The 13,238-nt window shown below is 45.4% G+C and carries 7 protein-coding genes; 2 read left to right on the forward strand and 5 right to left on the reverse strand.

The annotated features are described in order from the left end of the window. Positions 1-452 precede the first annotated feature (452 nt). Both MUY27_RS02650 and MUY27_RS02655 read left to right on the forward strand, forming a co-directional pair. Positions 453-3,224: a TonB-dependent receptor gene (locus MUY27_RS02650; RefSeq protein ID WP_245128420.1), complete on the forward strand. Its 2,772-nt coding sequence runs from the start codon at positions 453-455 to the stop codon at positions 3,222-3,224. 4 nt (positions 3,225-3,228) lie between these two features. Then, positions 3,229-4,641, forward strand: coding sequence for a hypothetical protein (locus tag MUY27_RS02655; RefSeq protein WP_245128421.1), 1,413 nt, complete (start codon positions 3,229-3,231; stop codon positions 4,639-4,641). Positions 4,642-4,729: 88 nt separating this feature from the next. On the opposite strand, the gene MUY27_RS02660 is transcribed toward MUY27_RS02655, so the two are convergent. The 5 genes from MUY27_RS02660 to MUY27_RS02680 form a co-directional block, all read right to left on the reverse strand. Then, positions 4,730-5,830: an NADH:flavin oxidoreductase gene (locus MUY27_RS02660; protein ID WP_245128422.1), complete on the reverse strand. Its 1,101-nt coding sequence runs from the start codon at positions 5,828-5,830 to the stop codon at positions 4,730-4,732. A 124-nt stretch (positions 5,831-5,954) separates the two neighbouring features. Further along, positions 5,955-7,187: a CehA/McbA family metallohydrolase gene (locus MUY27_RS02665; RefSeq protein WP_245128423.1), complete on the reverse strand. Its 1,233-nt coding sequence runs from the start codon at positions 7,185-7,187 to the stop codon at positions 5,955-5,957. A 19-nt stretch (positions 7,188-7,206) separates the two neighbouring features. Beyond that, the gene (locus MUY27_RS02670; protein ID WP_245128424.1) at positions 7,207-8,280 is read right to left on the reverse strand and encodes a phosphatidylinositol-specific phospholipase C1-like protein; all 1,074 of its coding nucleotides are present in this window, start codon (positions 8,278-8,280) and stop codon (positions 7,207-7,209) included. Positions 8,281-8,348: 68 nt separating this feature from the next. Next, the gene (locus tag MUY27_RS02675) at positions 8,349-9,941 is read right to left on the reverse strand and encodes a RagB/SusD family nutrient uptake outer membrane protein (protein ID WP_245128425.1); all 1,593 of its coding nucleotides are present in this window, start codon (positions 9,939-9,941) and stop codon (positions 8,349-8,351) included. Between the two features lie 20 nt (positions 9,942-9,961). Beyond that, positions 9,962-12,949, reverse strand: coding sequence for a SusC/RagA family TonB-linked outer membrane protein (locus MUY27_RS02680; RefSeq protein ID WP_245128426.1), 2,988 nt, complete (start codon positions 12,947-12,949; stop codon positions 9,962-9,964). Positions 12,950-13,238: the final 289 nt, after the last annotated feature.

Consider the following 13,238-nt stretch of genomic DNA (forward strand, 5'->3'; position numbering starts at 1 on the left):
GCGAAAACAGACGGGCAATAATACTTTGTAATTATGAATCTTGCCGGAATTTTTAGTTAAGTAAAAATTAAGTGTTGGGAGGAAAGGGCAATCATAAGAAGTGTTTTAAGTTAATGGCGTTTTCATTCGTCATACTTAGTTTATCTCTTTGATCACCTTTCGATCCGATTTTATGGAGGATTACAACATTGTTTCGCTTACTGGGGGTTAAATTACCGCGATTGTATAATGGTTTTTGTTTTGTTTTAACCTGTTACATATGAGGTGATTAGGGTTAGTTGTGTGTTTTGGAGAAGTTAGCTGAACGTTAATTTATTGTGATGAGTGAAAGGTGTAATGTGTCTGATTTTAAGTGAATATTAACATTTGATTACCATATAGAATACAGCGTCATACTTCAGTTTTTCTTCAATTTTCGGACGAAATCTTTGCCGCAAATTAGTCCCTAAGAGATGAAACACCCTTACCCCTTAAAAAAACTATGCTTTTTAATTTTATTACTATTTTTTGCGGTTACTACGTCATTTGCCCAGGTTATCAAGGGTAATGTGATTGATGGCGCTACCAAAGAACCGTTGATCGGCGCTACGGTGACCATTAAAGAAACCAGAAAGAGCCAGGCCGTACAGTTAGACGGAAACTTCATCTTCCGGAATGTTAAGCCGGGCGACTATACCCTCGAGTTCCGTTTCGTTTCCTATCGCTCTAAAACGGCAAAGGTAGTTTTAGCTACCGGTAAAACGGTCGCCATGAGCATTGCGCTTTTGCCTGATAACAAAACATTAAACGAAATTAATGTGACAGGCAATAATGAATCTACCGACAAACGGGCACGTACCATAGAAATGAAAGCCAACCAGGTGATCAATGTGGTATCTGCGCAGAACATAACGCTCTCTCCGGATATCACCGTAGCCAACGTAATGCAACGTGTTTCCGGGGTTACTATTGAAAGAAGCAGCTCTGGCGAGGGCCGCTATCCGATTATCCGCGGTATGGAAAAAAGGTACATCAACACATTGGTTAACGGTATCAAAATACCCAGTCCGGATAACAAAAACCGGTTTATCCCGCTTGATCTTTTTCCTGCCGAACTGCTGGAGCGCCTGGAGGTAAGCAAAACCTTAACCCCTTCTATGGAAGGCGATGCTATAGGTGGTTCTATTAACCTGGTGATGAAAGACGCGCCGAATACGACACTGGTACAGGCTAATTTTTCTTCCGGATACAACACCGTGTTTTCGGGCCGGGATTTTCAGGCATTCAGTCGGGCTACGGTAAGCAAACGCTCGCCTTCGGAAGTCAATGGAAGTAATTATGCGGCTGTACCGGCAGATTTCCCTGTCGCTAACCTTAAATTTATTCCTAAAAGTACCCCCATCAATACCAATTTTGGTGTCACGATAGGTGACCGTTTAGGTGCAGATAAAAAGCTGGGCTTCATCTTTTCGGGTAGTTACCAGAATAACTATACCGGTAATAATTCTACTTTCTTTTTGCCGAATGCCCAGCCTGCACTTAATAACGTTCCGCAGTTTATAGATCTGGAGGCGCGCAGCTATTCGCAGCAAAGCCGCCGTATAGGTGTTAATAATAAGTTTGACTATCGGTTTAATGCCAACAATAAAATATCGCTGGTAAACGTCTATGTGCGCTTGGATGACTATCAAACCCGTCTCATCAGTGATACCATTGCACTTAACTCGTTGGTTGATGAGGCACATCGTACCCGATGGCAATACCAAACCATCTACAACTCCACCCTTCAGGGGCTGCATCAGTTAACGGGCCACACAAAGCTTGACTGGTCTTTAGCTTTTTCTCAGGCCGATAATCATATTCCTGACCAGGCAGAGTATACGCATGAATACCCGGTTGTTAAAACAGCCAACAGCGTAGATATCCTGCAGACGATGACCCGTATGTGGAACCATAACAGTGATCGCGATTATTCGTCTTACCTTAACATTACTAACCGTTTTAAATTCTTAGACCGCGATTTTGAATTGAAGATTGGTGGCGTTGAACGTTATAAGAAACGCAGCGCTTATTATAATAGTTACTCGCTCAGCCCGTACCTGGGTACCAACAGCATACAGGTTTACAACGGTATTGATAATGCCAGTTACATCTTTAAAAATACAGGCGCTTCTTTATGGGTGCCCGATGGTAACACTTACAATTTTGACGAAAATGTGGCTACAGGTTATGTGCAAGGCAAATGGCGGCTTACCAGCCGTTTAGAAGCGTTGGGCGGCCTGAGAGTAGAAAATACGCATCAGCAATACGACACGCAGTTACCAGCTTCTGTAGATTACAAATCTGGCACGATCACTTATACCGACTTTTTGCCAAGCGGTATACTAAAGTATGCACTGAAAGATAATGAAAATTTGCGTTTATCCTATTATCGGGCATTGGCTCGTCCTGCTTTTTCTGATATGATCCCGGACGGGATACAGGGCGAGGTTTTTAAGGAAGCGGGTAACCCTGCAGGCCTGAACCATACCACTGCCGATAATATTGATTTTCGGTATGAACTGTTCCCCCGGAATGCCGACGAATTATTACTCGGTATGTTTTACAAGCGTATCCAAAACCCGATCGAATACGCAGCTGTAAAAACCGGGGTTACTTCACAAACCTTAATACCGCAAAACTTCGGCGATGCGCGCAACTTTGGTTTGGAAGCAGTTTTTACCCATTATTTCGGCCCATTCGGGGTAATAGCCAACTATACCTATACCAGGTCTAAAATAACAACAGACAAACTGTTTTCTTATCGGAATGATGCCGGGCAGGTAACCTCACGCATACAGTCTGAAACCCGGCCATTACAAGGACAGTCAGACCATGTGGGCAACCTGGCGCTGATCTATCGTAATCAGAAGATGGGCCTTGATCTGCAAGCCGCATTTGTATATACCGGTGAGCGCATTGCTTTGGTGAGCCCATATTATGGGTTAGACTATTGGCAGGCACCAACAAAGCAGCTCGATTTTTCAGCAGAAAAGAAATTTGCACGTAAGTTCTCATTGTTTGCAAAAGCTAACAACCTAACTAACACGCCTTATGTGCTGGAATTGCATCAGTCATATAATAATTATTTAAATGCACCCGGCGCACGTGCACTGGCATTACAGACCGATGCCGACCATAAAATATATGTACAAAAAGATTATTTCAAAACTAACTTCTTATTAGGCATTCGCTATAAACTGTAATCATATGAAAAAGATATTCTATTTATTACTGATTACCCTTGTTTCATTGGTATTAGGGTCGTGTAAAAAAGCGATTGATGATAAGGAGCTTTCGCTTGCCGTTGTACAAACAGCAGCTCCTATCAGCGATGCGGGTTGCTTGGTGCCGCCGCAGGGAGCAACATCCCTCGCGGTAAAAGGAACCATGCTAGCTGGGAAAACTTATAGTATTTGCGGAAACCTGATGGTGAACAAAGGCGATACACTGACGATACAGGAAGGCGTTACTGTTAATTTTAACGGTAATTACGGTATAGGTGTAAACGGTACTTTGTTATCGCTGGGCACTAAAGCAAAACCAATATATTTCACGTCTCCAGGTGTGGTTAAAACAGACCAGATTGGTGCAAATCCGGCAACAGACCCTGCCTTTGCTGGTAAATGGACGGGAATCATCGGCGGGCCTAGTTGCAATAAGATTATCATCAAATGGACACATATTGATTTTGCAGGCGGTAAGCCCAGCGGCGATATTGCTGTACTTTCTTCGAGCCCCTATCCTGTCTATTTCCAAAATCCGTATGGTAGCCTGGTGTTAGAAGATTCATGGATTTATGGCAGCGTGGATGATGCTATACGAACCGTCGGCGCTAAAATTGAAATGTTCAGAAATACGTTTGAAAAGTGCGGGTATACCGGCGGAGAATCATTAAATGCGAAGGCCGGCACCATTGGTGATTTTGCTTACAATGTTTGTATTGGCATAGCCACCAATGGGCCGAAGCTTTCGAACGCGGGTGCATTAACCGGTGTCCCGGGTTCTAACGTACGGATGTATAATAACACAATTGTTAATTGCGGTTATCGACGGGCAGCGGCGGGTCGTGGCGGTTCGATCAACTTTGAACAGGATGCCGCAGGTATGGCTTATAATAACCTGATGGTGAATTGCAAGTTTGGTTTGCGCGTGGTACAGAATCCAATAGCCGACACCGCCAACCTGAAATATGGTTATAATTTCAGCTATGCAGATTCTGCTGCAGTTGCCAACCAGATTTACCCGTCAAAGGCAGTAAGTACAGCTATTACCAGGGCGATGGCTACTGATATCCCGGCGCCTTCAACATTTTTGCCTGCTGGTTGGAATCCGGGTGATGTTTACACGGCGAATACAGCAGTATTAGGGGCAAATAACCCGCAGTTTATTAACGGGCCCGTACCTATGCCTGCTGGTGCTAAATTGCGGGATATCGCTACGGTTGGCAGTTATAACCTGGCGCTTAAACTTACTTCGCCCTGCGTTGGAAAAGGTTTTACCGGATTTACACCGAGGGGTGATGTGATCATAGATCCAAGATTTGGCGTTACCGAACTGACGCCGCCAGGCAAAGATATCGGCGCCTACCAAACAAACGGATCTGGCAATCAGCACTATTAACAAACGCGTATAAAACATTCAAGGCAGCCATTTGGCTGCCTTGAATGTTTATGAAATGTCAATTGATGGTTTTTGATGATCGCCGGGATTATACCAGCTGACCTAACAACTCGCGCGAAAATCCTTTAAGTTCAGCATCGCGGCCTTCATGGATCTTCTTCGCCCAATCCGGGTTGGCTATTAAAGGGCGGCCTACCGCTACCAGGTCGAAATCGCCACGGTCAAACCTACGCAGTAATTCGTCTATTGAACTTGGATCGGAACTTTCGCCCTGGAAACCTGCAATAAATTCGCCGCTTAAACCAATAGAACCTACAGTTATCGTTGGTTTGCCGGTTACTTTCTTGGCCCAGCCCGCAAAGTTTAAGTCTGATCCTTCAAACTCAGCTTCCCAGAAACGGCGTTGCGAACAATGGAAAATATCTACGCCTGCATCTGCCAGAGGGGTAAGCCATTGTTCCAGTTCTTCAGGATTTTTAGCCAGTTTATTGTTAAAGTCGGCCGGTTTCCATTGCGACAGGCGAATGATCAGCGCAAGTTCATCACCCACCTGGCGGCGCACTTCTTTAATCACATCTACTGCGAAGCGTGTGCGTGCTGCGATGGTGTTGCCGCCGTATTGGTCTTGACGCTTATTGGTACCCTCCCAGAAAAACTGATCAATTAGGTAACCGTGTGCACCGTGTAATTCTACACAATCAAATCCAAGGCGTTTTGCGTCTGCGGCAGCACGGCCAAACGCTGCAATGGTATCGGCAATATCACTTTCTGTCATGGCTTTACCGTTGGCAAAACCCGGGCGGTTAAATTCGGAAGGGCCTTCAAAGGGAACTGAAGGTGTCCAGCCGGAATGGTGATTATCCATAATGCCCATGTGCCAGATCTGTGGACCCATTTGTCCGCCTGCCTGGTGAACGCTGTTAATTACATTTTGCCATCCTGCAAGTGCTTCTTCACCATAAAAATGAGGTACGTTGGCATCATTAGATGATGATGGGCGATCAATCACGGTACCTTCTGAAAGGATGAGACCAACCTCACCTGCGGCACGGCGTGTATAATATTCAGCCACATTTTGCCCGGGTACACCATTGGACGAGAAAGAACGCGTCATCGGAGCCATTACAATGCGGTTACGCAGGTTTAATGTCTTTAGTTGGAAGGGGTGAAATAAAATATCTGGTTTCATAGTTAAGATCAATTGTTTATCCGTTGCGAAACTAAACTTAACTATTAAATAGGATAATGGGCCCACTATGTTTGACAATCTGATGAAAACAATTTGACAATGCCTTAGCAATAAGCGGCAGGTTTTAAAAGTTCGGGTCGAAGTTGAAGTAAATAGGGTTTGACAAGGCCACCATATTTCCGGTAAGCTTGGTTGATACCGGTACCTCGGGATAATCTGCCGGTCTGCCTTCTACCGTCACCCGGTAATACGTACGGCCAATTAAAGCTGGTGTATCGGTAAACTCTACTTTCGGATCTTTACCTGTTATTTTGTACGTGTTAAACGCATCGCCATTTTTAACTACTTTAATGGTGTAAGTAGAATCTGCAAAGGTTTTCCCGGTTAATACAACCCTGAATTTAACATTTTGGCCGGTTGATTTGATATTATCGCCCATCATCATGTCCGGCTTGCCGTCTTCGTTGGTATCCGCGTAGAATTCAACACGTGGCGAGTACGGGTTCGCGCTTACCGAGACGCGGCCATTGGTGAGGGCATCTATAACAGCCTGGCTGTTGCGCGCCGTTGCAAATACCCAGGTAGTAGGGGTGCCTACGTAGTTGGCTGTAGCTTCAACGGTGCTTTTACTTGGTTTCTCGTCGCCTTCAGGCACACCGTGATGCGCATCGCTTCCGCCACGCCCGGTTAGTTTCCGGCCTGAAGAAAGCATATCATCCCAGATCATCATGGCGTTGGCATTTTTTGACCAGATGGCCGAATTCCAAACTTCTACAGACTGCACAAGGTCATAAGAATAACCGAAATGATCTTTCCCGCTGGGGTGATTTGCTGATAGATGAACATTTAACCCGTTCTTCACCGCACCGATCACCAGATCGCGCTGGTCGCGCACCTCAAATAACCGTTGATGGTCATAAGGCTTTGCAGAAAACACATTACCATGGCCGCGGACTGTAGTCCATTCGGCGCTGTAGAGCAGTACTACAGATTTAGATTTAAATTCGGGGTCGGCCCAGGTGTTGTGCATTACGTCGCCGGCCACATGGTTGTCATGGTCGGTTATGCCGATATAATCCATCCCCACCTTATCGCAGAATCTCAAGATTTTGCCTATGGAATTATTGGTGGATTCTTTACTATGTCTAGAATGTACATGCAGATCGCCTTTCATCCACACACCTTTATCTAAACTGGCTACCGGCTGTATGGTGGTTATTTCTTTCGGTGCCCAGGGGTCTACATGCTGCTGCGCCATGGTAGCAGTGCCGGTAAACAATGCAAAAAGTAAGGTAAAAGCCTTTTTGCTTTTTACCTGTGTGCCTGAATTTGAAATGTCTTTATGGCTAATTATCATTGGGATGCTATTGCGTTGATTACTGATTTGGATGGGGAACAAGTACCGGATTCGGACGAACATATTTACCGCCTTCAAAGCTCACCGAGTAATCTGACGGGAAGTGCGTGCTTTTTAAATAATAATCTGTCGTGATGATTTGCGCGCCAGAATTGCAGGCGGCTGTAAAATCTGTACGGTCATTAGTGCGGGCCTGTTTGGTGTCAGAATCGGCGCGGGTACGGATAAAGTAGCCTTGTTTTACCAGTTGGGGTATTGACGGATCCTGCGGATCATTGATGATCATCATCGCAGCTTCGGGTGTTCCGACTGGTGCGTTAGCGAAAACCACACGCCCTTTTAGTGAATGATGGCCTGCAATATACCGCTGCATCTTTTCCTTTTTATCATCCAGAATAAAAGCAAACTTACCTTTAACAGCTTTCACCGTAGGCCAGCCATTATGGGTTATTGCCTCATTCAGCGTTTTATGTTTGCCCCTAACCAGATCCGGGGTGATCAGGTGTTCTCGGCCCAAGTCTGCCAGGATCACACTATCTACCTGGTCAAACGTTTTTTCGGTAAAGGGCTCGGGCTTTGTCCACGTCGGGTTTTTGGGTTCGCTGTCCTTGGGTTCAAGGGTAATAAATACCGGGCCGTGATCCGGGTGAGCGTCAGACCAGGCCCTTAAGGCTTTTAAACATTGCGAAAAGGTAAGATAATCACTCCGGAAGTCCAGCTCGGGTACGTGCAATATCTTAAAGCCTGGTTTTTTCATCACCCCTTGCTCGTCATAAGGTGGTTGGTTCTTTACCCAGTCCAATCCTTTAGGGTGCGCGTACCTGCCGCCTTTCTCATCGCTGTAGATGTCAATCTCCAGGTTTTGCAGACCCATGTTTAACTGGTCGATAATGGGAATGTGCTCATAATCCAGGGCATTGGCCGATTTAGGGTCCATTTGCTGAAAGACCTTAAATAATGCGGGGTCTATAGCCTTCTTATAGCTATTGTGCGAACCAATCACCTGTATTTTGTTGATGGGCAAGTTATCAGTGCTGTCTGTTTTTAACCAGGCTGCCGCACCGATCAGCAGCATACTTAAATAGTTTTTCATTTTGATATGTATGATAAACGGCCATTGTAAAAACAATGGCCGCTCAAGTTATTTAATATTTGTTTTAATTAATAACCGGTGTTCTGTACCAGGTTAGGGTTTGTTTTCAACTCGGTTGAAGGGATTGGGTACAACCGGCGTGTAACGTCTTTGTTCATGGTCAGTACGTCGTTCGGTAATTTGTACTCCACCTCGAACTGTCCAAAACGGATCAGGTCATTACGGCGCCATCCTTCCCATGAAAGCTCTCTGGCACGTTCGTCCAGTAAACCTGGCAGGTCAATAGAAGTTGCCTGGTCTGCACCGGCACGTGTACGCAGTTTGTTCACCAGTAAAAGCGGGGTTTGCAGTTCGCCATTGGCAGTAGTAACTGCTGCACCACGTAGTTCTGCTTCTGCTTTCATCAGGTAAACATCAGCTAACCTGAATACCGGTACGTCGTTACCATTTAAACGGGTTGACTGGATGATGTTCGGATCTGGATAGTATTTGATAGAACGCACACCTTCAGACTGGCTGGCGATAGTGTTACCTAAGTCCATTGGTTTGCCCGGTACTAATATCAGGTCTGGCGTGATCACTACTTGGGTAGTGGTGCCCGGATAATAAACCGGCTGACTGGTGAAGCCTCCGTTACCATCAGGGTAATATTGCGGGCCAACTAACCAGGTTTTGGTACGGAAATCGTTCGGAACGTTAAATCGTTTGTAAAACTCTGGTGTAGTGCTCATGGCAATACTCAGGTTCACGTTCATGCCGTAAGCCTGCGCCAGGTAAAAGAAGAAACCGAAACGGGTAAACTGGTTACCGGGGATCTGCTGGTCGTAAGGAATGGCAAAAATAGTTTCGTTGATTTGCGGACCGTTGGTAGGCAAGAAGATGTCGCGGTATTTAGCATCCAGTGTATAATTTTTATTGTTCTGCACGCTGTCGCACATGCTTACTACGTCCTGGTAACGTGCTGCGCCGGTATAAACTTCAGCATTGAGGTACATTTTAGCTAACAACGCGAAAACCATACCCTTGGTTGGCTTGCCATATTGCAGCGTATTGGTTGAAGCATTACTAGTTTTTGAAGGCAAGGTTTGTAATACGTCCTTCAGTTCGCTTTCAATAAAGCTGAACACCTTTGAACGTTGCTGTGTTGCAGGCGGTGTACTTACCGGGAAGTTAGTGATGATCGGCACGTTACCGTACAGGTCCATCATAAAGTAGTAGTACAACGCACGCATGGCACGGATCTCTGCCGTCGCGGCTTTTTTAGTAGCGTCTGAAGACGGCGAAGTGCTTACCACACTCAGCAAACGGTTACAGGTATTGATACCGCTGAAACCCCACTGCCACACGCCGATCACGTTCGGGTGGTCAAAGGTCCAGCTGTGGTAGTGCAACTGGCGGTACTGGCCGCCGTCGTCGAAGTTGCCGTCACGCGCAGGGATGATCGCCTCATCTGTAGACAGCTCCTGCATACGCCAGTAATTTACCGCATAGCTGGAAGACAGGTTAGAGTACATGGTACCCAGAAGGGCATTGTAATCTGATGCCGTGGTTGGGAAGTTTGATTTTACGTATTGCGATTCTACCGGTACATCAAGTTTAGTACAGGCGCTGAAAGATGCTACCGCAGCAACCCCAGCTATAATAGAAAGTATCTTTTTCATCGTTTAATGGTCGATTTGAATTAGAATGATGCGTTAATACCAAAAATGTAGGTACGGGTTTTTGGATAATAGTTGTTGTTGTCGATACCCGGTGTCAGGCCGCCCATGTTAATCTCAGGGTCTATACCTTTGTATTTAGTAATAACAAAAAGGTTATTACCAGCCAGGTATAATCTCAGCTTTTTAATAGCGCTAACGTTGGTCTTGATGGTATAGCCAAGCGTAGCGTTATCCAGGCGCAGGTAAGAGCCGCTTTCCAGGTAACGGTCAGATACCAGGTAAGCGTTGATGTCACTGAAAGATTCACCCAGCGTAAACCGCGGGATATTCTGAAGTTTGGCATCTGCCGGGTTGTTCAAAGAAGCAAGGGTACCGTTCAGGATCTTGTTGCCATAAACACCTCTTACCAGGAAGTTCAGGTCGAAGTTTTTATAATAGAACGTGTTAGACCAGCCGTACATCATTTTTGGCTGGGCGCTGCCTGCATAGAACTGATCTGTAGTAAGCGGCTGCGTAGCAATGGTATTACCCGCGGCGTTTAGGTAGGTACTTACACCCTTGCTATTTTTGCCCATGTAGTGCCACAGGTAAAATGCACCTACCGGCAAACCGGCCTGAATGATCTGGCTGTAGTTGCCTGATTGCCCTTTTCCGCCTAACTGCGCCGTATAAATGATCGGCTGGGTGGTAGATAGGCTTTCTACTACGTTTTTATTGTGCGAAACGTTGAAGGATGTTTTCCAGGTAAAGCTTCTGGTTTTAACGGCAGTAGCGTTCAACACCACCTCAATACCGGTATTTTTAACATTACCGGCGTTCACAGTTAAAGATGGATAAACGTATTGCGTTAAAGAAACCGGGGTATCATAGATCAGGTCTGAAGTTTTCTTGATGTAGTAATCTACCGAACCGGTTAAACGGTTCTGGAACAAGCCGAAATCCAAACCAATGTTAGTGGTAGCGGTGCTTTCCCATTTCAGATCTGGGTTTTCATTCTGTATCGGGCCAATTGCATTTACAATATTTCCGTTATAGTAGAATTTGCTGCTGCTTTGGGTACCATATACTACCAGTGCAGAATAAGCAGAGAAGCCGGTGCTGTTACCAGATTCGCCATAACCTACCCGCAGTTTCAGATCGCTGATGGTTGGGATGTTACGCATAAATTCTTCGCTGCTGATTCTCCATGCACCTGAAATGGCAGGGAATAAACCCCAGCGGTTGTTGATACCAAATGCAGAAGAACCATCACGACGTAAAGAGCCCTGGATCAGGTAACGGTCTGCAAATTGATACTGAACACGGCCGTAATAAGAGATCAGGCGCAGGATAGAGATTGGGTTGTTATCAAAAGCGATCTGCGAAACCGACGAAGGGTTAGAAAGGAATAAGTTGTTATAAGAAATGGCGTCGTTAGAAAAGTTCTGGGTTTGAACACCGAAACCATCGTTCACACGGTTCTGCTGATATGAGTAACCAGCCAGTAACTTGATGTTATGCTGACCAAAAGTACGGTCATAGTTGAAGTAAGACTCCAATACATCATTCGTGTTCAGGTATGAAGAACGTTTGGCCACACCATTTAAACCTACTGCCAGGCCAGACTGGCTGGTGATATAGCTGCCATAGTTATTCTGGTCGCGTTGGGTTGATCCGCTTAAGGTAAACTTCAAGCCATCAATGATATTCACCTCTGCAATACCGTTAATCAGCGTTTTTTCGTTTTTCTGCTGAATGGTGTTATTGTTCAGTAACGAAAGCGGGTTTAATGTACCGCTGCCAGTACGGGTATAGTTCTCTTTATAGCTGCCATCCGGGTTGAAAGGAGATACCGTTGGCAAATAAAACAGCATAGCCGGCAACACATAGCTTTGGGCGATGTCGTCTGAATTGCTTTTGCTGTCGGTTACGTTCAGGCTAAGTTTTAATCTGTCGTTAAAGAAGCGCTGGTTTACATACCCACGGATGATGATCCGCTCTAAGTCAGTACGCTTTAAGATACCATTGTTCTTAAAGTAGTTAACGCTTGCACCATAATCAGAGCTTTTACCTGCACCACCATAAGATATATTGTGGTTTTGTGAATAACCGGTACGCTCAATCAGGTCTTGCCATTTGGTGTCAGAGCCATCATCGTCTATCGGGTTTGCCAATGGTTTCTGGCCGTTGTCTGCTAAATACTTGCGCAGCTCTGGTGCGGTAAGCATGTCTATTTGTTTAGATACCTTGTTGATACTGCCGTAAGCGCTGTAATCTAGACGGGCCTGGCCAAGTTTTGCTCTTTTTGTAGTTACGATAATAACACCGTTAGCCGCTCTTGAACCGTAGATGGCGGTAGATGCTGCATCTTTCAATACGTCGATGCTCTCGATATCAGAAGGTGCAAGTACATCAATGGAAGCGCCGGGTACACCGTCTATTACATAGAACGGCTCCTGCGCGCCGTTGCCTGTTCTGAAAGTTGACGGGCCGCGTAGGATCACCGCAGGTTTTTGGTTAGGGTCGCCGCTTTGGGTTACGTTTAAACCCGCAACTTTACCCTGAAGTAATTCTGCAGGGGTGGTGATGACACCCTGGTTGAAGTCTTCAGATTTCAGTGAGGTGATAGAACCGGTTACATCCTTTTTGCTGGCTGTACCATAACCAATCACGACTACATCTTTCAATGCTTTAGAGGTAGTTACCAGTGTAACGTTAATTACGCTTGTACCTTCCACTTTTTTCTCAATGGCTTCTGCACCGATAAAAGAAAAGTGAAGTATGGCGTTGTTCCCGCTTACAGGAATGCTGTAGCTGCCGTCTGCTTTGGTAAGGGTACCTAAGGAAGTTCCTTTAATAGTTACGGTAACGCCGGGAAGCGGTGAATTGGTTTCGTCTTTTACAACGCCCTTTATCGTGCGGGTCTGGGCATAACCAGAGGGGCTTTGCACAAGCACGGCCAAAGCCACCATCGCTGCCATTGCGACGCTATTAAATGGCTTTTTAAGTAAATAGTACACTTTTTTCATGAATGATAATTGTTGGTGTTAACGCTGATTTATTGGATTTTGAAAAAATTAATAATGAGTATCCTGTGCAATCCACCGATTGCCGTATTTTTAATAGCAATTATTAAATGCCACGAACGCTGTACAGCGGATTCGCATTAACAATAACTGTAAATTGCGATAAGGTTAAAAATGCAGATTGAGCAATATCCTGAGCCGGAACTGAGCGCGTGGTTTGACTGGAAAAACAGGAGGATAGTCGGATATGATATTCTAAGCACACGTTTTTAGAACATTCGCGATCACTAAT

This window comes from Mucilaginibacter straminoryzae, assembly GCF_022953055.1.
GTDB lineage: Bacteria > Bacteroidota > Bacteroidia > Sphingobacteriales > Sphingobacteriaceae > Mucilaginibacter > Mucilaginibacter straminoryzae.